Raw genomic sequence first — 23,232 nt, forward strand, 5'->3', positions numbered from 1 at the left:
TGAGCTTGATGTCGTCCTCTTTCACTCCCCCTCCCATGAAGCTGTCCGGCCTGGAGCCGGTGACCATCGGCGAGGGCACGCTGTTCGTCAACGTGGGCGAGCGCACCAACGTCACGGGTTCCAAGGCCTTTGCGCGCATGATCCTCAACGAGCAGTACGAGGAAGCGCTGTCCGTGGCGCGCCAGCAGGTGGAAAACGGCGCCCAGGTCATCGACGTGAACATGGACGAGGCCATGCTCGACAGCAAGGCCGCCATGGTGCGCTTCCTGAACCTCATCGCCTCCGAGCCCGACATCGCCAAGGTGCCGGTCATGGTGGACAGCTCCAAGTGGGAGGTCATCGAGGCCGGCCTGCGCTGCCTGCAGGGCAAGGGCATCGTCAACTCCATCTCCATGAAGGAAGGCCTGGATGAATTCAAGCGCCAGGCCCGGCTGATCAAGCGCTACGGCGCGGCCGCCGTGGTCATGGCCTTCGACGAGAAGGGCCAGGCCGACACCTACCAGCGCAAGATCGAGATCTGCGAGCGCGCCTACCGCATCCTGGTGGACGAGGTGGGCTTCCCGCCCGAGGACATCGTCTTCGACCCCAACATCTTCGCCGTGGCCACCGGCATCGAGGAACACGACAACTACGCCGTGGACTTCATCGAGGCCGTGCGCTGGATCAAGCAGAACCTGCCCGGCGCCAAGGTCTCGGGCGGCGTCTCCAACGTGAGCTTCAGCTTCCGCGGCAACGACCCCGTGCGCGAGGCCATCCACACCGTGTTCCTCTACCACGCCATCTCGGCGGGCATGGACATGGGCATCGTCAACGCCGGCATGGTCGGCGTCTATGACGACCTGGAGCCCGAACTGCGCGAGCGCGTGGAAGACGTGGTGCTCAACCGCCGCCCTGACGCTGCGGAACGCCTGCTGGAGATTGCCGACGCCGCCAAGGGCGCCGCCAAGGACGACAGCAAGAAGCTCGAATGGCGCGGCACGCCCGAGAACCCGAAGACCGTGGGCGAGCGCCTGTCGCACGCCCTGGTGCACGGCATCACCGACTTCATCGTCGTCGACACCGAAGAGGCCTACCAGCAGATCGTGGTGCAGGGCGGCGGCCGCCCGCTGCACGTGATCGAAGGCCCGCTCATGGACGGCATGAACATCGTGGGCGACCTGTTCGGCGCCGGCAAGATGTTCCTGCCCCAGGTGGTCAAGTCGGCGCGCGTGATGAAGCAGGCCGTGGCCCACCTCGTGCCCTACATCGAAGAGGAAAAGCGCCAGCAGGAAGCGGCGGGCCTGGACGTGTCCAGCAAGGGCAAGATCGTCATCGCCACCGTCAAGGGCGACGTGCACGACATCGGCAAGAACATCGTCACCGTGGTCCTGCAGTGCAACAACTTCGAGGTCATCAACATGGGCGTGATGGTGCCCTGCCACGAGATCCTGGCCAAGGCCAAGGCCGAGGGCGCAGACATCATCGGCCTGTCGGGCCTGATCACGCCCAGCCTCGAAGAGATGCAGTACGTCGCCGGCGAGATGCACAAGGACGACTACTTCCGCATCAAGAAGATTCCGCTGCTGATCGGCGGCGCCACCTGCTCGCGCGTGCACACCGCCGTCAAGATCGCGCCCAAGTACGAAGGCCCCGTGGTCTACGTGCCCGATGCCTCGCGCAGCGTCAGCGTGGCCCAGAGCCTGCTGGGCGAGAACAAGGGCAACTACCTGGCCGAGATCCAGGCCGACTACGACAAGGTCCGCACCCAGCACGCCAACAAGAAGAAGACGCCGCTGTGGCCGCTGGACAAGGCCCGCGCCAACGCCACGCCCGTGGACTTTTCCCAGGCCCCCGTGGCGCCGCGCGCCCTGGGCCGGCGCGTGTTCCGCAACTTCGACCTGGCCGAGATCGCCGAATACATTGACTGGGGCCCGTTCTTCCAGACCTGGGACCTGGCCGGCCCCTATCCGGCCATCCTCGACGACGAGATCGTGGGCGTGCAGGCCCGCCAGGTGCTGGCCGACGGCCAGGCCATGCTCAGGAAGATCATCGAAGGCCGCTGGCTGCAGGCCAACGGCGCCATCGGCCTGTTCCCTGCCAACCGCGTGGGCGATGACATCGAGTTCTACGCCGACGAGTCCCGCAGCCAGGTGCTGATGACCTGGTACGGCATGCGCCAGCAGACCGAAAAGCAGATGGTGGAAGGCCCGGATGGCCAGCCCGTGATGCGCCCCAGCCGCTGCCTGTCCGACTTCGTGGCCACCAAGGAATCGGGCATCCAGGACTACGCGGGCCTGTTCGCCGTCACGGCCGGCATCGGCGCCGAGAAGAAGGACAAGGAGTTCCAGGACGCGCTGGACGACTACTCCGGCATCATGTTCAAGGCCCTGGCCGACCGCCTGGCCGAGGCCTTCGCCGAATGCCTGCACCAGCGCGTGCGCAAGGACCTGTGGGGCTATGCGCCCGACGAGGACCTCAGCAACGAAGCGCTGATCAAGGAACAGTACAAGGGCGTGCGCCCCGCGCCCGGCTACCCGGCCTGCCCCGACCACAGCGCCAAGACCGACCTGTTCGCCGTGCTCAAGGCCGACGAGATCGGCATGAGCCTGACCGAAAGCCTGGCCATGAACCCGGCCTCCAGCGTCAGCGGCTTCTACATCGGCCACCCCGACTCCGTCTACTTCAACGTCGGCGAGATCGGCGAGGACCAGCTCGCCGACATGGCCGCGCGCCGGGGCATGGACATCGAGGAACTGCGCAGGCTGCTGGCGCCGAATCTCGCCTGATATTGGGTTGACCGCTGGCTTGGCTACGCCGGTCAGGCGTGCGATTTTTCGCTATTTTGGACAAAGGCATTCATCTTTGACTGGAATAGCGGACAGGGCGCGCCAGCGGCGCAGGCAGTCGATCAGAAGTCGCGTTGACCAACCGTGCTTGCGCACATCCGCCGCCGCCCGCAGCACACGCCGTTGCCAGGCCAGTCCGAGGATGTGATCCGGCTGAGCGTTCACGCGCGCGCCGATGCTGCCGGGGCCAGGATGCCCTATAAGGGCCCGGTGCACGCCAGCCGAACCCGCACCTCCTTGTTGGCGACCAGGGCCGGATCGGTCGCAAGGACGAGTTTTCTCTCTCCCCCGCTGCCCAGGTCGATCAGGCCTTCCTGCAGTACCTGCCGGACGCCCCCTCGGTTCACGCTGCTCGTGTAGGTCGCCAGAGCCGAAAGGCATCCGCACTCGCCAATCGATTTGCGCAGTTGAACACGGGTGTTCGCCCACACCACGTTGGACTCTGTGGAAGTCTTCGTCGCCGTGATCGACACGCAGGCTGAAAGATCGTTCTGAAACGTTATCTGGTCGGCATGGGCAGCAAAGGCGGATCCGCCAAACAAGGCAGACCATATTAAAAATCGAGCCATGCTATGCACGTGTGCCTCCGTTTGTCACTCTTGCCGGGACGTAATTGACTTTCAGAATGAAATAGCTACGTGAACTGGACTTCGCCTTCGACCGAAGAATCGGGAAGAATCTATGCTCAACCTCAATACATCCGTGGCTGAAGCCTTTGGTTGAATCATGCAGATAAAAGCCGCTGCGAACGGGGTTGCAAGCGATGCGCGTTTGAGTGTCGGCGGGCTCCATCCGCGCCCGGTTCTGCCCCCAGTTTGCCCAATAGGCTTCGCAGCTTCCGGCGGCAGCTCCGCGTGGAATCGTCTGGACTCCCCATCCGGGAGACAGGTTGCATCTTCCCGCACCGTCATCCTTCGCCGCCCCACGATCGGTGACGAGCACCTTGTACACCCCCTCCGGAATTGGTCCGCTGTCTTTGATGCACTGATTTTCTGGCATCTGAAAACCTGGAAGTCCTGTCGTTGCCTTGAAGCTACCGGAGCCATTCCATGTCAGCTTCTGCCCATCAAACTCCATATCTGGTATCACAAACTGTCCCTCCAATTTTCTAAAGTCGCATCAATCGAGTTTCTCGGTAGCCACGGTTTGATGCCATCCAGATTCATAAGCTTCATCTGGATCAGAGATCGGGGCAGCTTAATGCGCTTATTGCCTCGAAGGCAAGTTGGAGGGAACGTGTTTTTGCGACATGCTGTAACGATCTTGTATACCAATTCGCTGCAATCGCATTCAGGTATACCTGATTGCCATGGATGAGATCGCCTGAATATGCCCACTGCCAGAGTCCAAAAAAACAAGGCGCACGAGGCGCCTTGTCATGGGTCAGCGGGATGGGAGTTTCAGAGCCCGATTTCCTTGTTGTACGCCTTGCGCGCCGCAACGGCCGTGTCCGTGAAGTCGGTGAACACGCCGTCGATGCCCAGGCGGTAGTAGGCCAGGTATTCCTGCACGGGGTCGCCCTTGTACAGGCCTGCCAGGCGGCCCGGCTCGTTGCGGAAGGTGAAGCTGTGCACGATCAGGCCGGCCTTGTGGGCGTCGCGGATCAGGCCCGTGTCCTTGACGGTGTTCACGTCCTTGAGGCCGGCGCCCTCCTTGTAGGGCACGACGGAGTGGGCCAGGACCTGGGGCTTCCAGGGGCCGATGCCGTCGGCATAGGTCTTGATCTCGGCCAGGCCTGCGGGCGTGAGCATGGTGGCGAAGGTGCGCGCGTCGCCGGCCAGGGTCCAGCTGTAGGGGCGGCCGCTGATGAAGGTCCACTCATCGTTGGTGATGTAGACCATGGAGCCGTCGCGCAGATTGAAGTCGTTGCCGTCGATCAGCTGCACGCCCTTGGCCTTCATGCCGGCCTGGCGCAGGTACTTGAGGCTGGCCGGGTCGAAGCTCTGGATGTAGATGGGCGAATCCTTGGCGTTGAGCTTGTTCTGGTCCAGCAGCTTGATCACCGCGTCTTCAAACGGGCGCGAGCCGGGCGCGCCGCAGCCGTTGGCGATCGCCTGCTGGTTGTTCCAGTACGGGTTCTTGGTCTCGGCGTAGACGGGGATGGTGCGGCCCAGGGCCTTGCCCTTGGCAGCGGCGATGTCCAGCACGTCCTGGGCGCTGATCAGGGGCAGCTTGCCGTTCCACTCGGTGGGGCGCTCGCTGCGGTTGTCCAGGATCGTGCCGCCCAGCCAGGTGCGCAGCTCCTGCATCGTGAAGTCGCTGATGGACCAGTCGTTGCGGTGGTCCTCGCCATCGACCACCAGGGCCTTGAGCACGGACTTGGGATCGTTGGCATCGAGCTGGTCGCTCAGGTATTGCGAGGGGCCGTTGGCAGGCACGGCGGGGTACTTCACGTTGACCAGCACGCCGGCCGCAGTGCGCTGGCGGCGCGCCACTTCGGCATTGGTCTTGGCCACGTCGGCCACGTTGGTGCTGTCGCTGAGCCAGGCGTTGTGGCGGGCGACCAGCTGGCAGTCCTTCGTCATGTGCATGTCGAGTTCGAGCATGTCCGCGCCCGCATCGGCGGCGGCCTCGTAGGCCATGCGCGTCTGCTCCGGGAACTTGCCCGAGAAGCCGCGGTGGGCGATCACCTGGGGCTGCTTTCCGTCGAGCGTGAGGTAGAACGAGCCGCCGTCGCCGCCGCAGGCCGTGAGGACTGCAGCCGCGCACAGGGACGCGAGCAGGGGAGTGCGGGAAAAGGACATAGGACGTTGGGTCATATCCGAAGCAGTGGTGGGTTGATGAACGGCGCGCAATGCGCCAGCTCAGCAGCGTATGCAGTCAGCCGTGTCGGCACCATGACAGTGCGCCCCGTAGGACCCGGATTGGCGTTTTAGCGACGGTCGGTGGAAATTTGCCGACCCACCGACACAGGGTTATCCCCCGAACAGGGGCGCCAGCGTGGCACGCAGGCGGTCGCCGGCGTCGGGCGCCTCGCTCGGGCGGATCTCCAGCGAACGCTCCACCGTGCCGATGTGCTCCAGCAGCAGGGCCTTGGCGCCCTCGGTGTCGCCGCGCTCCAGCGCCTCGACGATGCGCTCGTGCTCGGCGCAGGACTGGCTGGCGCTGTGGGTGGACTGGAACAATGTGGCCGCCAGCGTGGTGCGCGCCGTGAGGTCGCGCAGGGTGAGCGCCAGCAGCCGGTGGCCCATCTGCTCGGCCAGGCAGACGTGGAAGTCGGCCAGCAGGAAGGCGCGCGTGGCGGCGTCGGCGCCCGCAATGGCCTCCTGCTCCTGGGCGATGTGGCGGCGCAGCTGGCCGATCACGCTTTGCAGGGGGCGCCCGGCCTCGCCCAGGATGCCGGTCTCGATGATGCGGCGCGCCGCGAAGGCGTCCTGCGCCTCCTCGGCCGAGGGCTGGACCACGTACCAGCCGCGCCGGGGCTGCACCTGCACGAAGCCGCGCGCCTGCAGCTGCATCAGCGCCTCGCGCACCATGGTGCGGCTGACCTCGAAGTTGTCGGCCAGCTCCTGCTCCCCCAGCCGTTCACCGGGCGCCAGTTTCTGGGCCAGGATGGCTTCGACGACGCGCTCGGCGATGTGCTGGGGGCTTACAGGTGTCATTGCGTTGCAGGGTGGGCAGGAGTCACGGTTGCGGGGACGGCGGCGGCGCCGGAGGGCTCGGCGTCGGGCCCCTGATTGTCGGCCAGGCCGTTGAGCACGGCATGGGCGCGCTCGCGGTCGATGTCACCTTCCCAGGCCGCGATGGCCACCGTGGCCACGCAGTTGCCGATCAGGTTGCCCAGCGCGCGTGCAATGCCCATGAACCAGTCCACCGACAGCACCAGCACCAGGCCGATGGCGGGGATGGCCGGAATCGCATGCAGCGTGGCCGCCAGCACCACGATAGCCGAGCCCGGCACGCCGTGGGCGCCCTTGGAGGTCACCAGCGCAATCGCCAGGATGGTCAGCAGGTCGGCCATGCCGATGGGCGTGTTCGTGGCCTGGGCGATGAACACGGCCGCCAGCGTGATGTAGATGGAGAAGGCGTCCAGGTTGAACGAGTAGCCCGTGGGAATCACCAGACCCACGGTGGAGTCGCGCACGCCCAGGTTGCGCAGCTTGGCCATGATCTGGGGCAGCACGCTGTCCGAGGAGGTGGTGGCGAAGACCACCATCAGCTCCTCGCGCAGGTAGCGCAGCAGCTTGATCAGGCTGAAGCCCGAAAAGCGCATCACCAGGCCCAGCACCACGAAGACGAAGAAGATCACGGCCACGTAGAACAGCAGCACCAGCATGCCCAGCTGCTTGAGCGAGCCTATGCCGTACTGGCCCACGGTGAAGGCGATGGCGCCCAGCACGCCCAGCGGCGCCAGCTTGATGAGGATGCCCATGATCTTGAACAGCACGTTCGACAGCGTGTCGATCAGCGCATGCACGGGCGCGCCGCGCTCGCCCAGCATGGTCAGTGCGCAGCCGAACAGCACGGCGAACAGCAGCACCTGCAGCACGTCGCCCGTGGCAAAGGCCTGCACCACGGTGGTGGGGATGAGCTTCATCAGGAAGTCCACCGTGCCGCCGCTGGTCAGCTTGTCGGCGTTGCTGGCATAGGCGCTCATGGCCGAGGCGTCGAGCTTGCTCGGGTCCACGTTCATGCCCGCGCCGGGCTGGAACACGAAGGCCAGCACCAGGCCCAGCACCAGGGCGATGGTGGTCAGCACCTCGAAGTAGATCAGCGACTTGACGCCGACCCGGCCCACGCGCTTGAGGTCGCCCGCGCCCGCGATGCCGTGCACCACCACGCAGAACACCAGCACGGGAATGATCATCTTGATGAGCTTGATGAAGCCATCGCCCAGGGGCTTGAGTTTCACGGCCCATTCAGGGGCCAATATTCCGGCGAGCACACCCAGGATGAGTGCGATCACCACCTGTCCGAACAGTGATCTGGCAAAGCGGCGCATAGTCGTCTTTCGCAAGTTGTGGAATCTTGTATGCAAGTGGCTCTGCAACTTGCATGCAAGAATGTAGACAAGCGAAACGCGTGCCAGCAGAGGGTATTCCCTGCGGATTTGCGGCACTCCAGAGAAGTTCAGCCCTGACTTTTTCTGCATGAAATCGGCAGATGCGGGCGGGCCTCCCCGCCGTGGTGCAGGGCGGGGGCCGGCATGCCCGCGCATGGTGCGCGCGGCGTGCGGCAAGGCTGTGCAGGCCCCGTGCCGGGGCATGCGCGAGGGCGGCGCAGGGCGCGCCGCCCGGGGGGATCAGCGCAGGTTGCGCTCCATCGCGCGGTCCTTGATGAAGAAGGCCGCCAGCAGGCCCAGCGTCACGCCGAACATCACATAGAAGGCCGGCGCCATGGGCGAGCCCGTGGAGCGGATCAGCCAGGTCACGATGAACTGCGCGAAGCCGCCGAAGATCATCACGGCCACGTTGTAGGCCATGGACATGCCGGCCGAACGCACCTGGGGCGGGAACAGCTCGGCCATCACCGTGCTGAACACGCCGAAGAACACGGCCACGAACACGCAGACCACCAGCTGGGTGATCAGCAGCTTCTGCACCGTGGGGCCGTCGGTCAGCCAGGCATACAGCGGGTAGAGCACCACCAGGTAGCCGATCAGCGAGCCGATGGTCAGCATGCGGCGGCCCACGCGGTCCGACAGGGCGCCGAAGAACGGCATGATCACCACCATCAGCGCGGCACCGGCCATCTGCACCATGAAGGCATCGCGCATGGGCAGCTTCAGCGTCACCGTGGCATAGGTCACCAGATAGGTGAAGGTGATGTAGATGGACACCGTGGCCGTGACCACCAGGCCCATGCCCACCAGCGTCTCGCGCGCATGCGTGCGCAGCATCTCCATGATGCCGATCTGGCGCGCCTTGCCGCTGGCCTGCGCGGCCTGCATTTCCTTGAAGACCTCGGGCTCCTCCACATGGCGGCGGATGTACAGCGCCACGGGAACGATCAGCAGGCCCACGGCGAAGGGCACGCGCCAGGCCCAGGCCATCAGTTCCTCCTCGGTGAAGATCTCGGTGATCAGCGTGCCCGTGGCCGCGCCGATCAGCAGGGCCAGCATCTGGCCGGCCATCTGCCAGGAGCCATAGAAGCCGCGCTTGCCGGGCGGTGCCAGCTCGATCAGCAGTGCCGTGGACGTGCCGAACTCGCCGCCGGCCGCAAAGCCCTGCAGCAGCCGTGCCAGCACGATGAACAGCGGCGCCAGGATGCCCACGGCCGCATACGTGGGCGCCAGCGTGATCAGCGCGATGGCCACGGCCATCAGGCCGGTCACCATCACCATGGCCGCCTTGCGGCCCTTGCGGTCCCCGTACAGGCCCAGCAGGATGCCGCCCACGGGCCGCATGAAGAAGCCCACGCCGAACACGGCCGTGGTCATCAGGATGCGGTTGATGTTGTCGTCCGGATTGTCGGGATTGCTGGGGAAGAACAGCTTGGCGACGATGGGTGTCATGAAGGCGAACACCAGGAAGTCATACCACTCCAGCGCGTTGCCGATGACGGCAGCCACGATGTTGCGGGTCGAGACGGTTTGCTTGGTCAAAGCAGGGTCCATTTCCGAAAAGGGATTGAAAAGACGGCAGTCACGCCCGGGGCATGGGTCGGCGTGCCTGCCCGGGCCGCAACCCGGGCGTACACTGCTTCGCCATATGCAATGCCTATGCCATGGCCTGCGTCGTCCACGAAGGGCGGCGCAGGCCATGGCGCAGATGGAACCACATGACTACCTGGAAAAACACCCGCGACTGGCTGGAAACACTGGTCGCATTCGACACCACCAGCCGCAACTCCAACCTGGCGCTGATCGAGTGTGTACGCGATGAGTTGGCCACGCTGGGCGTGAGTGCCCGATTGTTCCACTCTCCGGACGGCGCCAAGGCCAATCTCTTCGCCACTTTGCCGGCCAGCAATGGCGAAACGCAGGGTGGCATCGTGCTGTCCGGCCATACCGACGTGGTGCCGGTCGATGGCCAGCAGTGGAGCACCAACCCCTTTGCGCTCACCGAAAAGGGCGGGCGCCTCTATGGTCGCGGCAGCTGCGACATGAAGGGCTTCATCGCCGCCTCGCTGGCGCTGGTGCCCGAATTCCTGGCCACGCAGCGCGCCAGGCCCGTGCACCTGGCCTTCTCGTACGACGAGGAAATCGGCTGCGCGGGCGCGCCCGTGATGATCAACCAGCTCAAGGCCGAGGGCGCGCGCTTCGACGGCTGCGTGGTCGGCGAGCCCACCAGCATGCAGGTCGTGGTGGCGCACAAGGGCATCAACCTCTACCGCTGCCGCGTGCACGGCAAGGCCGCGCATTCGTCGCTCACGCCGCGCGGCAGCAATGCCATCGAATACGCGGCGCGGCTGATCTGTCGCATCCGGGACATCGCCGACCACTTCAAGGCGCACGGCCCCTACGACGAATTCTTCGACGTGCCCTTCACCACCATGACCACCAACCAGATCCAGGGTGGCATCGCGGTCAACACCATCCCCGAGCTGTGCGAATTCGCCTATGAATTCCGCAACCTGCCCGGCATGTCGGTGGATGGCATCCAGGCCCAGGTCGAGTCCTATGTGCGCGACGAACTGCTGCCGCGCATGCGCGCCGAGTTCGCCGACGCGCGCATCGAGATCGAGACCGGCGCCAGCGCGCCTGCGCTGGAAGCCTCGGAAGAAGCCGCCATCACCCAGCTGGTGCGCGCGCTGACCGCCGACCAGGAAAAGCGCAAGGTGGCCTACGGCACCGAGGCCGGCCTGTTCCACAACGCCGGCATTCCCACCGTGGTCTGCGGCCCCGGCTCCATCGAGCAGGCGCACAAGCCCGACGAGTTCGTCGAGCTGGCCCAGCTCGACGCCTGCGAGCGCTTCCTCAGCAAAATGGGCACGAGTCTGTGATCACCCCCTGAGTCGCTTCGCGCCTTCCCCCTCTCTTCGGAGGGGGACGACACCCTTGCTGCGGGGCGGCCCTTGCTCGGTGTCCCTCGCCTTGGGGGCGCGGGAGTTTCGAGGTCAAGCTCAAGAAATCTCGTCTTGCCCCGCTCAGCGCACCGGGATGGCGATGGGCCGCAGCGGCGCGGCGTCGCCGCCGCGGATCTTGAGCGGGCCGCCGATGAAGGCGAACTCGTAGACCTTGTCGCGCGACAGGTCGTCCAGCGCCACCAGCTCCATGATGGGCACGCCCTTTTGCGCCAGCAGGTAGCTGTGCAGCGGTACGTAGTCATCGTCCACCTCGGACGGGAACGTCTCCAGGCTCAGGTTGTCGGCGCCCACGATCATGGCGCCGCCTTCCTCCACCAGGAAGCGCGCGGCATCCAGGCCCAGACCCGGCGGCTTGGCCATGTAGGCCTGGGGCTGGCCGTACAGCTTCATGCGGCCCGTGCGCACCAGCACGATGTCGCCCTCCTGCAGCGTCACCTTCTGGCGTGCCAGCGCATCCTTGAGGTCCTGGCGCGTGATGCGGTACTGGTCGGGCAGCATCTCCAGGCCCTTGGCGGCCGCCACGTCGATCAGCACGCCGCGCGCCACCAGCGGCGGGAATTTCTCTATGCCCGTGCGCTGCCAGCCCCGGTCGCCCAGGTGCTGGTCTGCGCTGAAGCCGTTCCAGATCCTGCCGCGGATGCCGAAGTGGTTGAGCGCATCGATGTGCGTGCCCGTGTGGCTGTACATGGAAAACGCCGTGCCCGTGTAGCTGCGCGTGGCGTTCATGTCCTTGCCCACGTTCATCGGGTCGTCCACCACGGTGCCGCGCGGCGTGTGCGTCATCCAGAACTGGTAGTGCGGATCGCCCGCGTCCTGCCAGCTGGGCATGCCCACGTAGTACTCGGTGGCCAGGTCATAGACCTGCCCGCCCGTGATGCGCTGCAGGATGGCCGCGCGCGAGGCCGGCGTGATCAGGTTCAGGCGGCCGATCTCGTCGGCCGGCCCCCAGGGGCTGGTGCCCACGTCCTGGCGTGCGCCGGCCGGGGGCTCGTGGCCGCCATGGGCCTGGGCCGCGGTGCCCGCGAAGGCGGCGGCCAGGGCGATCACGAGAGAGGGCAGCGCCATGCGGCGAGCGAAGCGTTGGAGAGTCATGCAAGAGTCCTTGGTCTGCTGAAAGAGGGCGCGCATGCCGCGCGCAAGGGAAGGCGGAAAACGCCGATGAAAAAAAGCAAAGACGGGGGCGCTCAGGCCGCCAGGAAGTGCAGCCGTTCGCGCAGCGCAGCCAGCGACTGGGTCTGCAGCGGCGGCAGGCCCGGCGCGATCAGCGTGGGAATGGAGCGCAGGCCCATGCGCTGCGCCAGAGCGCGGTCCTGGCGCACCTGCTCCAGCGCCTGGGCGCCTTCCATGCAGCCTGCGAAGGCGTTGCGCTCGAAGCCCGTGCGCGTGGCGATGTCCAGCAGCACTTCGGCGTCGCCGATGTTGCGGTGCTCGCTCATGTGGGCGTGCTGGATGGCGTCGAACAGATCCCAGTGCGCGTCATCGCCGCCCAGGATCTGGGCCGCCTGGCAGGCCAGTGCGCCGGCCATGCCGCTGGGGTACTCGAAGGCCTCGCGGCGCATGCCCTCGATGTCGATGCGGTCCTCGTCGTCATGCTGCGCGCAGGCCTGCCAGTGCTCCAGGATGACCTGCTTGGCGCGCTCCATGGAGCCGAAGGCCGCCACCATCTCGGCGCGCGAGGCCTGCAGCACGAAGCTGCGATGGCGCACGCGCAGGCCCAGCTCGCGCGCCACCTGGCGCAGGCGTGGCGACATCACGTAGCACCAGCCGCAGACCACGTCATGGAAGAAGTCGATGGCGGGGGCGACCGCGGGCGCCGCAGCAGGCGCCGCCTGCAGGGCCTGCTGCGGCGAGGCGGCCGCCGCATCCTGCGCGGGCAGGGCGCAGGAAAAATCATTGCATTGCGTCATGCTTGTGTCCTTCATGGCTGTGATGGACGGCAAGCGTAGGCCGCAGGCCCGGCGCGAAAAAGGGGCGTGCGCTTGAGGAACTCTTAACGCGGCGTCAACAATCCTCGCCCATGGCGGCGGGCAGCTCCTCGGCCAGGAAGTCCACGAAGGCGCGCACCTTGGGCAGCAGGTGGCGCTGCGTGGGATAGACCGCGTAGACATGGCGGGCCTGCGCGGCCTGGTCCGCAAGGTCCAGTGCGACCAGCTGGCCTGCCGCAATCGCCGGCCGCGCCAGGAACGAGGGCAGGGCGCCAATGCCCAGGCCCGCCACCAGCAGGTCGCGCAGCATCAGGCTGTTGTTGACGTTGGCGCGCGCCTCGGACGGCGCCTGGGGGCTCTCGCCCGCTTCGCGGGGCGCATGCGCCAGGCTGTAGTTCAGCAGCGCATGGCCGCGCAGCGCGGCGGCACTGGCCGGGCGGCCATGCGCCTGCAGATAGGACGGGGCCGCGCACAGCATCTGCGACAGCGAGGCCAGGCGCCGCGCGATCAGCGAGGAGTCCGCCAGCTCCGCGCTCAGGCGGATGGACACATCGAAGCCCTGGCCCACCGCGTCCACCAGCCGGTCTTCCATGGACAGGTCGATCTGCAGCTGCGGATGGCGCTGCATGAAGCGCGCCAGCAGCGGCGACAGAGTGCTCAGCGCAAACGACAGCGGCGCATTCACGCGCAGCCGGCCGGCCACCTGCTGCGACTGCGCGCGCACCGACTGCTCCAGCGCATCGAATTCATCGAGCAGGCGGCAGCACTCGGCGTAGTAGGCCTGGCCCGTGTCGGTCAGGCTCATGCGGCGCGTGGTGCGCTGCAGCAGCACGGCGCCCAGATGGGCTTCGAGCGCGCGCAGCTGCTTGCTCAGCGCGGCCGAGGACAGGTCCAGCGCGTCGGCCGCCTTGGCGATGGAGCCCAGTTCTACGATGCGCCGGAAGGCGCGCAAGGGGGTCAGCGTATCCATGGGGGAAAAGCAAAGAGTGGCGCGCAGCGTAGCAGGCCGCTCGGGTTTGCCGGGGCATGCCTGCGGGGGCAGGGGCGACAATCGCCAGGTACGGCGCGCCCGCCGCGCCCCTTTGTCTTTACCGAATCTGTTCAATCCCATGCCCCAGACCACTCCCGCCTGCCCCCAGTGCGGCCTTGAAAACACCTATCCCGACGCCGCCAGCTACATCTGCCCCGACTGCGCCTTCGAATGGCCCATGCAGGCCGAAGAAGAGGCCGGCGAAGCCGCCGCTGGCGACGGCATCGTGCGCGACGCCAACGGCAATGCGCTGGCCGACGGCGATGCCGTGATCCTGGTCAAGGACCTCAAGGTCAAGGGCTCGTCCACCGTGCTCAAGAAGGGCAGCAAGATCAAGGGCATCCGCCTGGTCGATGGCGCCGACGGCCACAACGTGGACTGCAAGACCGAACTGGGCTCCATGCTGCTCAAGTCGGAGTTCCTCAAGAAGGCCTGAGCATGCTGGCGCTGTCGCTTGCGGTATCGGCGGTCCTCGGGCTGCTGGCGCTGTGGGTGTTTGCGCCCTTGTTCATTGCGCTGACCGCTGGCGCGGTGGTGGCCCTGCTGCTGGCACTGGCCGGCCGTACGGGTCTCACGGGTCTCACGGGTCTCACGGGTCTCACTGGCCGCACCGCGCGCACCCTGCCCGTGGCGGGCTGGTGGGCCATCGCGCTGTGCGCCGGCGCGGCCTGCGTGGCCATGCTGGTGCTGCTGCCCGACCGGCTCGATGGCGCGCCCTTCCTCGCCTTCGGCATGGGCTTGCTGGCAGCCATCTGCGCCGGGGCGCTGGTCTGGTTGACGGGCTGGCTGATCGCCGGGCGGCAGCCTGTGCAGGTGTCCTGGTGGACCGGATCGGCCCTGGCCGGCCTGGGCGCCTTCCTCGCCCTGCTGCTGGGCGGCCCCGACACGGCGGGCTGGATGGCCTGGCGCGACCAGCTGCGCGGCTACGAGGCCGTGCCGCTGCGCATCACGCTGGCCGAAGCGCCTACGGCGCAGCGCGAGCAGGCCCTGGCCGAACTGCTGCTGCCCTTGCTGGAGCAGGGCAGTCGTGCCGTCCGCCATCGCCAGTCCACGCGCTTCGGCAACTCGGTAGAGCACGCCGTGGTGCCCGCCCGCTGGCGCATCGAGGGCGCTCTGCTGGAGGTCATGCTGGCCGAGAAACCACCCGCGCCCCTGCTCAGCGCCCATGTCGCTTTGCTGGAGCAGTTCGCCGCCAGCGGCCCCGCCCAGGCGGGCCAGGCACCGTCCTGGCTGATGCTGGCCAGCGCCCAATGCCTGCCGCCACCGCGCCTGCGCGAACTGTCGCGCCTGCTGGGCCAGGGCAGCGAGCTGCTGGCCCGCGCGCGGCGCTGCACGCAGCAGCGCTCGGCGCAATTGCAGCGCCTGTGGCCGCTGCTGGCCGGCAGCGTCGAGCGCGTGGAGGTGGGCGAGGCGCGGCGCTTTCATCCGTGGCTCGGCCTGCAGCGCTGGCAGGCTGTGGCACCTACCGACAATCCGGAACCCTAGGCGGGCTCCACGTCCTTCCACTGGCCGGGCTCCAGGCCGTCCAGCGTGTAGGGCCCGATGGCCGCGCGCACCAGCCGCAGCGTGGGGTGGCCAATGGCCGCCGTCATGCGGCGCACCTGGCGGTTGCGGCCTTCGCGGATGACCAGCTCGATCCAGCAGTCGGGAATGTTCTGGCGCACGCGGATGGGCGGGTCGCGCTGCCACAGCACGGGCGGCGGCTCCAGCCGGCGCGCCTGCGCGGGCAGCGTCATGCCGTCGTTGAGCTGCACGCCCTGGCGCAGGGCCTGCAGCGCGGCCGCGTCGGGCAGGCCCTCGACCTGTACCCAGTAGGTCTTCTCCATCTTGAAGCGCGGATCGGCGATGCGCGCCTGCAGCGGGCCGTCGTTGGTCAGCAGCAGCAGTCCTTCGCTGTCGGCGTCGAGCCGGCCTGCCGCATGCACGCCCGGCACGTCGATGTATTCCTTGAGGCCACGCCAGCGGCCCTCGGGGGTGAACTGGCTGAGTACGCCGTAGGGCTTGTTGAAGCACAGCAGGCGTGAGGGGCCGGTGTCGGGCCGGTCGGCGAAGGCGGTCTGCAGGCGCCGGGATGGGCCCGCAAAGGAGCGCGAGGGAGGGCGTTTTCTGGGTTGCATGGACTCAGCGATTGTCGTCGGGATAGACCGCACGCACGCACTCCAGCCAGGCCCTCGCCGCGCGTGACAGATAGCCGCTGCGCCACAGCTGCACCACGTCCCAGTGCAGTTCAGGCCCCACCAGCGGGCGGCTGGACACGCGCCGGGGGTCGAACCGCGCGATCACGTGCTCGAACATCACGGCCACGCCCACGCCTTCTGACACCAGGTCGCCGATGAAGTCCCAGTAGCGCGTCTGCAGCCGCACCTGTGGGTTGAAGCCTGCCGCCGCGCAATGTTCCAGCACGGCCTGGTGCAGGGCGAAGTCCGAGGTGTAGAACACAAAGGGCCGCCGGGCCAGCTCGCTCCAGTGCACGGGTGCGTCCGGGTCGGGCACCTCGTGCGCGGCAAAGGCTACGCGTGTCTTCTGGTGGGCGATGGTGCAGTACTCCAGGCCCTCTCCGGCCAGGTCACCACTCGCCTCGCCCGCGCCGTGCAGGCCCAGCGCCATGTCCAGCTTGCCGTCCAGCAGCAGCTGGCGCTGTGCGCGTGCGCCCTGCTCCTGCACATGCAGTTCCACGCCCGGATGCAGTTGCTGAAAGCGCGCGATCACGGGCGCCATGTAGTGCCCGGCCGTGGGCATGATGCCCACGCTCAGGCTGCCGCGCGCAATGCCGTCCACCTCGGCCACCTCCTGCAGCAGCTGGCGTGACTGCTCCAGCACCTGCAGGCCGCGCGCATGGACCACCTGGCCTGCGTCGGTCAGTTGCACACCGCGCCCCTCGCGCAGCAGCAGCGGGCCGCCCAGCTCCTCCTCCAGCGCCCGCACCATCTTGCTGATGGTGGGCTGGGTCACATGCAGCGCCTCGGCCGCACGCGTGAAGCTGTTGCAGCGCACCACCTCGACAAAGTAGCGCAGCGCGCGCAGGTCCATGAGGATTCCTTTTGTGCATGGGAAAAATGGAGATTATTCATTTTACGAATCTGAGTGCAAACCCTAGGATTGCCCCATGTCAAAGATTTCCGCCACGCCCGTCCTGCGGCCGCAGGTGTTTCAGGGCCTGCTGCACCGCTGCTGGCCGCTGCTGCGCGGCGTGCTGCAGGTGGGGCTGCTCAGTGCGCTGTGGGTGGCCATGGAGGCCGTGCGCGCCCATTTCGGCTGGGGCATGCCGGCCGGGCTGATCGGCTTCGCCCTGCTGGCCACGGGCCTGTTCAGCGGGCTGGTCAAGGCGCGCTGGCTGCAGGGTGGCACCAACTGGCTGCTGGCCGAGATGCTGCTGTTCTTCGTGCCCGCCATGCTGGTCGTCACCGAATACACCGACCTGATTCAGCACCAGGGCCTGCGCATCCTGGGCGTCATCGTGGCCAGCACGGCCTGCGTGATGGCCGCCACGGCGCTGGCCGTGGACCGCGTCTACCGGCTGGAGCTGTGGCTGGCCCGGCGCCGCTCCACGCGCGCCGGGCTGCACAGGGAGCAGGAATGAACGCCATGTCCGACCAGACGATAGGCCTGCTGTCGCTGCTGGCCACGCTGGCCTGCTATGCGGCCAACAAGCGCGTGTACCGCCGCCATCCGCATCCGCTGCTCATGCCCATCGTCGCCACGCCCATGGTGCTGATCGCGCTGGCGCTGCTGACCCATGTGCGCTACCCGCAGTACATCGCCCAGACTCACTGGCTGGTTTGGCTGCTGGGCCCCACCACGGTGGCCTTTGCGCTGCCCCTGCACGAAAACCGCCACTTGCTGCGCAAGCACTGGATGTCGATCGCCACCGGCGTGCTCGTGGCCAGTGGCGTGTCCATTGCCACCACCATCTGGTTCGCACAGGCCTTCGGACTGCCCGTGGACCTGCAAAAGGGCCTGGCCGTGCGCTCGGTGACCACCCCCTTCGCCATCGAGGCCGAGCGCGTGCTGGGCGGGCCCACCGACCTGGCCGCGCTGTTCGTGCTGCTCACGGGCGTCAGCGGCATGCTCATGGGCGAGACCATCCTGCGGCTGCTGCCGCACGTGCGCAGCAAGCTGGCTGCGGGCGCCATTCTGGGTGGTGCCGCGCATGGCAGCGGGGTGGCGAAGGCGCGGCAGTTTGGGGATGTGCAGGCGGTGGTTGCTTCGTTGGTGATGATGATTGCGGGGGCGTTGAATGTGGTGGTGGCGCCTTGGGTGAGGGTGCTGTTTTTCTGAAGTGATTTGCTGAAGTGATGCGGGAGCTACTATCCGTGACCGGGGTTTGATGGCTGGGGTTTTGGGGACCCGGCTGTCTTTGGGTTTGGGGCGGGATGGGGCTACCCGTAAGGGCGTCCGCATGCCTTGCACATGTTCTTAACTCCCGCCCACCTTGTTTGTGCCTCGATTGCTTTTGGCTTAGGTGCAATCTTTTGCCCCTGCCGGGTGGTTGTTTTTCGAGGCCGGGTCTCGGCCCGGCAGCCGACTGCCCTTTCTTGATTCGCCAAGAAAGGTCAGATCAAAGAAGGCGACCCGGATGTCCGCGACCCCTTCGCTGCGCTGCGGGGCCACCTGCGCCGTGGCGGTTGCGGGGTTCGCCGTGAAACTCACTTCGCTCTGCGAGCTACGTTCAAACAATCACGGCGAGTCAGATGACGAAGCAGTCCTGTCCTTCGGCAGGACTGCAACCCCGCAACCGCCACGGCGCAGGCGCGGACATACGGGGAGTGGGTGCGGGCCTTCGCTGCGCTCGGCCTGGAGTGCTGGGGCGCTTGCCATCTTGAAAGCCTCTATCATCGCGGCAGCCCCCTGTTCCGGGGCCGGTGCGTAAGAACACCCAAAACGAAGCGGTGCGGCCTCGCCGTCAAGGAGGCCTTGTCACGTCTGATTTCCGGAGCGTGGGCGCAAGCCTGCGTTCCTGCGGTTACGGACGGGATGGGGCTACCCGCAAGGGCGTCCGCACGGCTTCGTTCGTGTTCTTAACATCCCGTCCACCTGTCTGTGCGTAAGAACACGGGCCGGTGGTTTTTGTTCTCACGAAGGAGTACGAAACCATGCACGGCATTTCTTATTTTGCATTCCCCTCTGCCACCCAAGCGCCTCACTCTCGCGCATCTGCCGTGGCAAGGGTGGCGCCATGAGTACCGCTTCCCCAACCCTGACCCAGCCCACGCCGCAGCAGTTGAGCCATGCCGTGACCGAAATCGGCCGGCTGACGCTGCAAGGCAGCAGCGAGGTGTACTCGCTGGGCCAGCTGGCGCTGGCCTGGCTGGAGCGGCCCGAGGGCCATCGCAATCTGGAGGTGGTGGCCAATGCGCTGCAGGCCATTTGCGGGGCCGCGCAGCGGATGGAGGAGCTGGTGGAGGACGAGGTCAACCACGTGCATTGCCTGCAGGAAGACCCGGCGTATCTGCGGCGGATAGCGGCTGCTGCGGCGGCGTTTCAGCGCTGATTCGCTGGTCCGCTTGCCAGGGCGCCCCGGGCTGCTGACTCCCGGAATCCGCCCAATGAAAAAGCACCTCGAAAGGTGCTTTTTTCTCGTCAGCCGGATGCTGTTCAGGCCAGCGTGTAGGCGGTCTTCACCGTCGTATAGAACTCCTGCGCATAGCGGCCCTGTTCGCGCGGGCCGTAGCTGCTGCCCTTGCGGCCGCCGAAGGGCACGTGGTAGTCCACGCCGGCCGTGGGCAGGTTGACCATGACCATGCCGGCCTGGCTGTGGCGCTTGAAGTGGGTGGCGTGCTTGAGGCTGGTGGTGGCAATGCCTGCGGCCAGGCCGAAGGGCGTGTCGTTGGCCACGGCCAGGGCTTCCTCGTAGTCCTTCACGCGGATGACGCTGGCCACGGGGCCGAAGACTTCCTCGCGGTTGATGCGCATGGCGGCCTGGGTGTCCACGAACAGGGTGGGCGCCATGTAGTAGCCCTGGTTGCCGCTGCCGGTGTGGCAGGCGGCGGCTGCGCCGCCCGCAGCCAGCACGGCGCCTTCGGCCTTGGCGATTTCCACGTAGCTCAGGTCCTGCTCCAGCTGGGCCTGGCTGACCACGGGGCCCATGTCGGTGCCTGCGGCGCGGGCGTCGCCCACCTTGATCCTGGCCATGCGGGCCTGCAGGGCCTCGATGAAGGCGGGGTAGATCCTGTCGGTGACGATGAGGCGGCTCGATGCCGTGCAGCGCTGGCCGGTGGAGTAGAAGCCGCTTTGCGCGGACAGCTCCACGGCCTGGGTGAGGTCGGCGTCGTCCAGCACGATCTGCGGGTTCTTGCCGCCCATCTCCAGCTGCACCTTCTTGCCGCTTTCCACGCAGGCGCGGGCAATGCCGCGGCCCACGCCGACGGAGCCGGTGAAGCTGATGGCGGCCACGTCGCTGTGGCGCACCAGGGCATCACCGATGACGCGGCCCGGGCCCATGACGAGGTTGAAGACACCGGCCGGAATGCCCGAGCGGTGAATGATGTCGGCCAGCGCCCAGGCGCTGCCGGGCACGAGGTCGGCAGGCTTCAGGACCACGCAGTTGCCGAAGGCCAGGGCCGGGGCGATCTTCCAGGCGGGAATGGCGATGGGGAAGTTCCACGGCGTGATCAGGCCCACCACGCCGACGGGCTCGCGCGTGATTTCCACGCCGATGCCGGGGCGCACGGAGGGCAGGGTTTCGCCGGCCAGGCGCAGGCATTCACCCGCGAAGAACTTGAAGATCTGGCCTGCGCGGCCGACTTCGCCAATGGCTTCGGGGCGGGTCTTGCCTTCCTCGCGCGCCAGCAGGTCGCCCAGCTCTTCCTTGCGGGCCAGGATTTCGTTGCCGATCCTGTCCAGGGCGTCGTGGCGGGCCTGGATGCCCGAGGTGCTCCAGGCGGGAAAGGCCGCGGCCGCCGCGGCGATGGCGGCTTCCACATCGGCGGCATTGCCCTGGGCGTACTCGCCGATCACATCGGACAGGTCGCTGGGGTTGGTGTTGGCGCTGTAGCCGTCGGCGGCCTTCCATTGGCCGTTGATGAGGTTGTCGTAGCGGGACATGAGGTGCTCCGGGAAAGGGGTAACGGAAGGAAGGGGTCAGCGGACCATGCAGGGGCGCTTGTTGTCGAAGGTCCAGCCCGGGATCAGGTACTGCATGGCCATGGCGTCATTGCGGGCGCCCAGGCCGTGCTCCAGGTACAGGGCGTTGGCGCGCTGCAGCGCGGCGCGGTCCACGGTGACGCCCAGGCCCGGGGTCTTGGGCACTTCGACGAAGCCGCCCTTGATCTGCAGCGGGTTCTGGGTGAGGTACTGGCCGTCCTGCCAGATCCAGTGCGTGTCGATGGCCGTGACCTTGCCGGGCACGGCGGCGGCCACGTGGGTGAACATGGCCAGCGAGATGTCGAAGTGGTTGTTGGAGTGCGAGCCCCAGGTCAGGCCCCAGTCGCGGCAGGTCTGGCCCACGCGCACGGAGCCCGCCATGGTCCAGAAATGCGGGTCGGCCAGCGGGATGTCCACGGACTGCAGCGACAGCGCATGCACCATCTGGCGCCAGTCGGTGGCGATCATGTTGGTGGCCGTGGGCAGGCCGGTGGCGCGGCGGAATTCGGCCATGACTTCGCGGCCCGAGAAGCCGTTCTCGGCGCCGCAGGGGTCTTCGGCATAGGCGAGCACGCCGTGCATGTCGCGCATGAGGCGGATGGCGTCCTTGAGCAGCCAGCCGCCGTTGGGGTCCAGCGTGACGCGCGCCTGCGGAAAGCGCCTGGCCAGCGCGGTGACGGCCTCCACCTCCTGCTCGCCGGCCAGCACGCCGCCCTTGAGCTTGAAGTCGTTGAAGCCGTAGCGCGCATGCGCCGCCTCGGCCTGGCGCACGATGGCGGCCGGGTCCATGGCGGTCATGTGGCGCACCTGCGTCCAGTCGTCGCTGCCGCTTTGGTCTTCGCCGGGCTGGACGTAGGGCAGGTCGGTCCTGTCGGTGGGGCCGGTGAAGAACAGGTAGCCCAGCATCTCCACGCGGTCGCGCTGCTGGCCTTCGCCCAGCAGGGCCGCCACGGGCACGCCCAGGTGCTGGCCCAGCAGGTCCAGCAGGGCCGACTCCACGGCGGTGACGGCATGCACGGCAATGCGCAGATCGAAGGTCTGCAGGCCGCGCCCGCCCGTGTCGCGGCCGGCCAGGGCCTGCTGCACGTTTTGCAGCAGCTTGAGGTGGTTGCCCACGGACTGGCCGATGAGCAGCGCCTTGCTGTCCTCCAGCGCCTTGCGTATGCCTTCGCCGCCAGGCACTTCGCCCACACCGGTGTGGCCCGCGCTGTCGTGGATGAGCACGATGTTGCGCGTGAAGTAGGGCGCATGCGCGCCGCTGAGGTTCATGAGCATGCCGTCGCGGCCGGCGACGGGAATGACTTCGATCTCGGTGATGGTCGGGGTGGAGGACATGGCGTGCTCTTGGATCGTTGGATCGGTCTCTGGGAAAAAAAGGGCTATGCGGTGGTGGCGGTGGCCGGCTGCTGCGCGGCCGACCAGGGCACTTCGGCCTCGGGCCGGCCCGTGGCGATGAATTGCGCCAGGTTGCGCAGCACGAGGTCGGCCATGGCGCGGCGGGTTTCATGCGTGCCGCTGGCGATGTGGGGCGCAAGCACCACGTTGTCCTGCGACAGCAGCTCGGCATGGGGGCGGGGCTCGTCCTCGAACACATCCAGGCCCGCGCCCGCGATGCGGCCCTGCTGCAGGGCCTGGACCAGTGCGGCCTCGTCGACCACGCTGCCGCGCGCCACGTTGATCAGAAAGCCCTGCGGGCCCAGCGCGTCCAGCACCTCGGCGTTGACCAGGTGCTGCGTGCCGTCGCCGCCTGCGGCGGTGATGACGAGGAAGTCGGCCCAGCGCGCCAGCTCCAGCAGCGAGGGCTGGTAGAGGTGGGGCGATCCCTCGACCAGGCGGCGGTTGTGATAGGCCACCTCCATGTCGAAGCCGGCCGCGCGGCGCGCCACGGTGGAGCCGATGCGGCCCATGCCGAAGATGCCCAGGCGCTTGCCGCTGGCGCGCGTGCGGATGCCGAAGCGGCCCTGCCTCCAGTCGCCCCGGCGCACGAAGCGGTCGGACTCGCTCAGGCCACGCGCGGCGTCCAGCAGCAGGGCAAAGGCCATGTCGGCCACGCAGTCGTCCAGCACGCCGGGCGTGTAGCCCACGCGGACGCCCTGGCGCAGCAGGGACTCGCGGTCCAGCGCGTCAAAGCCCACGCCGAAGCTGCTCACGAAGCGCAGCTTGGGCAGGGCCTGCACCACGCTCGCGGGCACGCCCATGGCGGCCGAGGTGACCAGGTATTCGAACTGCGCGCCGTGCTCGGCGAGAAAGCGCTCGCGGTCGGGCTGCTCGGACAGCAGCGTCACCTCATAGGCCTGGGCCAGCTCGGCATCGAGCTGGGGCAGCGGCATCTTGCCGAACTGGAGAACGCGTGGACGGGAGGTCGCCATGCCTTGGAATCCTTGGAACTTGCAGGGGCTGG

At 67.3% G+C, this 23,232-nt stretch carries 21 protein-coding genes; 7 read left to right on the forward strand and 14 right to left on the reverse strand.

Annotation, left to right across the window (positions count from 1 at the left end; all coding sequences use genetic code 11):
- Positions 1-8 precede the first annotated feature (8 nt).
- The gene (gene metH / locus U6958_RS02975; protein ID WP_208607042.1) at positions 9-2,765 is read left to right on the forward strand and encodes a methionine synthase; all 2,757 of its coding nucleotides are present in this window, start codon (positions 9-11) and stop codon (positions 2,763-2,765) included.
- Positions 2,766-3,022: 257 nt separating this feature from the next.
- On the opposite strand, the gene U6958_RS02980 is transcribed toward metH, so the two are convergent.
- The 6 genes from U6958_RS02980 to U6958_RS03005 all read right to left on the reverse strand — a co-directional run bounded on the left by U6958_RS02980 (position 3,023) and on the right by U6958_RS03005 (position 9,381).
- The gene (locus tag U6958_RS02980) at positions 3,023-3,394 is read right to left on the reverse strand and encodes a DUF2195 family protein (RefSeq protein WP_026062624.1); all 372 of its coding nucleotides are present in this window, start codon (positions 3,392-3,394) and stop codon (positions 3,023-3,025) included.
- Position 3,395: 1 nt separating this feature from the next.
- Complete coding sequence (locus U6958_RS02985; RefSeq protein ID WP_012202173.1) at positions 3,396-3,902, reverse strand: tlde1 domain-containing protein; 507 nt, start codon at positions 3,900-3,902, stop codon at positions 3,396-3,398.
- A 323-nt stretch (positions 3,903-4,225) separates the two neighbouring features.
- On the reverse strand, positions 4,226-5,569 hold the full coding sequence (locus U6958_RS02990) for a glycerophosphodiester phosphodiesterase family protein (RefSeq protein WP_074921230.1): 1,344 nt from the start codon (positions 5,567-5,569) through the stop codon (positions 4,226-4,228).
- Between the two features lie 171 nt (positions 5,570-5,740).
- Positions 5,741-6,427, reverse strand: a complete 687-nt coding sequence (locus U6958_RS02995; protein ID WP_016448699.1) for a GntR family transcriptional regulator — start codon at positions 6,425-6,427, stop codon at positions 5,741-5,743.
- Positions 6,424-7,767: a C4-dicarboxylate transporter DctA gene (locus U6958_RS03000; protein ID WP_016448698.1), complete on the reverse strand. Its 1,344-nt coding sequence runs from the start codon at positions 7,765-7,767 to the stop codon at positions 6,424-6,426. Before U6958_RS03000 ends, U6958_RS02995 begins: the two co-directional genes overlap by 4 nt.
- Positions 7,768-8,067: 300 nt before the next feature.
- Positions 8,068-9,381 (reverse strand): MFS transporter, encoded by a 1,314-nt coding sequence (locus U6958_RS03005; RefSeq protein WP_016448697.1) that lies wholly within the window; start codon positions 9,379-9,381, stop codon positions 8,068-8,070.
- Positions 9,382-9,545: 164 nt separating this feature from the next.
- On the opposite strand from U6958_RS03005, the gene argE reads away from it, so the two are divergent.
- Entirely contained in the window at positions 9,546-10,709 is a 1,164-nt protein-coding gene (argE, locus tag U6958_RS03010; RefSeq protein ID WP_046984422.1) for an acetylornithine deacetylase, read from the forward strand.
- 144 nt (positions 10,710-10,853) lie between these two features.
- On the opposite strand, the gene U6958_RS03015 is transcribed toward argE, so the two are convergent.
- From U6958_RS03015 to U6958_RS03025, 3 genes are all read right to left on the reverse strand, one after another.
- On the reverse strand, positions 10,854-11,885 hold the full coding sequence (locus tag U6958_RS03015; protein WP_016448695.1) for a cyclase family protein: 1,032 nt from the start codon (positions 11,883-11,885) through the stop codon (positions 10,854-10,856).
- 92 nt (positions 11,886-11,977) lie between these two features.
- Positions 11,978-12,700 carry a DsbA family protein gene (locus U6958_RS03020; protein WP_016448694.1) on the reverse strand — a complete coding sequence of 241 codons (723 nt, stop codon included), beginning with the start codon at positions 12,698-12,700 and terminating at the stop codon, positions 11,978-11,980.
- Positions 12,701-12,794: 94 nt separating this feature from the next.
- A complete protein-coding gene (locus U6958_RS03025; RefSeq protein ID WP_013800119.1) occupies positions 12,795-13,688 on the reverse strand; it encodes a LysR family transcriptional regulator in 894 nt (297 codons plus the stop codon).
- 139 nt (positions 13,689-13,827) lie between these two features.
- Between U6958_RS03025 and U6958_RS03030 the strand changes: the two genes are divergently transcribed.
- Together U6958_RS03030 and U6958_RS03035 are read left to right on the forward strand one after the other, a co-directional pair.
- Entirely contained in the window at positions 13,828-14,184 is a 357-nt protein-coding gene (locus U6958_RS03030) for a zinc ribbon domain-containing protein YjdM (RefSeq protein ID WP_016452161.1), read from the forward strand.
- Between the two features lie 2 nt (positions 14,185-14,186).
- Positions 14,187-15,233, forward strand: a complete 1,047-nt coding sequence (locus tag U6958_RS03035) for a hypothetical protein (protein ID WP_074921231.1) — start codon at positions 14,187-14,189, stop codon at positions 15,231-15,233.
- Here the strand turns inward: U6958_RS03035 and U6958_RS03040 are convergent.
- Complete coding sequence (locus U6958_RS03040; RefSeq protein WP_074921232.1) at positions 15,230-15,865, reverse strand: pseudouridine synthase; 636 nt, start codon at positions 15,863-15,865, stop codon at positions 15,230-15,232. The two genes, U6958_RS03035 and U6958_RS03040, sit on opposite strands and share 4 nt — an antisense overlap.
- Positions 15,866-15,869: 4 nt before the next feature.
- Positions 15,870-16,778 (reverse strand): LysR family transcriptional regulator, encoded by a 909-nt coding sequence (locus tag U6958_RS03045; protein WP_074921233.1) that lies wholly within the window; start codon positions 16,776-16,778, stop codon positions 15,870-15,872.
- A gap of 76 nt (positions 16,779-16,854) precedes the next feature.
- On the opposite strand from U6958_RS03045, the gene U6958_RS03050 reads away from it, so the two are divergent.
- The 3 genes from U6958_RS03050 to U6958_RS03060 all read left to right on the forward strand — a co-directional run bounded on the left by U6958_RS03050 (position 16,855) and on the right by U6958_RS03060 (position 19,239).
- A complete protein-coding gene (locus tag U6958_RS03050) occupies positions 16,855-17,328 on the forward strand; it encodes a CidA/LrgA family protein (protein WP_074921234.1) in 474 nt (157 codons plus the stop codon).
- Positions 17,329-17,333: 5 nt separating this feature from the next.
- Entirely contained in the window at positions 17,334-18,026 is a 693-nt protein-coding gene (locus tag U6958_RS03055; protein ID WP_061287476.1) for an LrgB family protein, read from the forward strand.
- A gap of 898 nt (positions 18,027-18,924) precedes the next feature.
- On the forward strand, positions 18,925-19,239 hold the full coding sequence (locus U6958_RS03060) for a hypothetical protein (RefSeq protein ID WP_074921235.1): 315 nt from the start codon (positions 18,925-18,927) through the stop codon (positions 19,237-19,239).
- Positions 19,240-19,343: 104 nt separating this feature from the next.
- Here U6958_RS03060 and U6958_RS03065 read toward each other — a convergent pair whose 3' ends face one another.
- From U6958_RS03065 to U6958_RS03075, 3 genes are read right to left on the reverse strand one after another with little or no spacing between them, the layout of a single operon-like run.
- On the reverse strand, positions 19,344-20,792 hold the full coding sequence (locus U6958_RS03065) for an aldehyde dehydrogenase family protein (RefSeq protein ID WP_016448686.1): 1,449 nt from the start codon (positions 20,790-20,792) through the stop codon (positions 19,344-19,346).
- A 36-nt stretch (positions 20,793-20,828) separates the two neighbouring features.
- The gene (locus U6958_RS03070) at positions 20,829-22,166 is read right to left on the reverse strand and encodes an enolase C-terminal domain-like protein (protein ID WP_074921236.1); all 1,338 of its coding nucleotides are present in this window, start codon (positions 22,164-22,166) and stop codon (positions 20,829-20,831) included.
- A gap of 44 nt (positions 22,167-22,210) precedes the next feature.
- The gene (locus U6958_RS03075) at positions 22,211-23,200 is read right to left on the reverse strand and encodes a 2-hydroxyacid dehydrogenase (protein WP_074921237.1); all 990 of its coding nucleotides are present in this window, start codon (positions 23,198-23,200) and stop codon (positions 22,211-22,213) included.
- Positions 23,201-23,232: the final 32 nt, after the last annotated feature.

The organism is Delftia lacustris, assembly GCF_040267515.1.
Lineage (GTDB): Bacteria > Pseudomonadota > Gammaproteobacteria > Burkholderiales > Burkholderiaceae_C > Comamonas > Comamonas tsuruhatensis.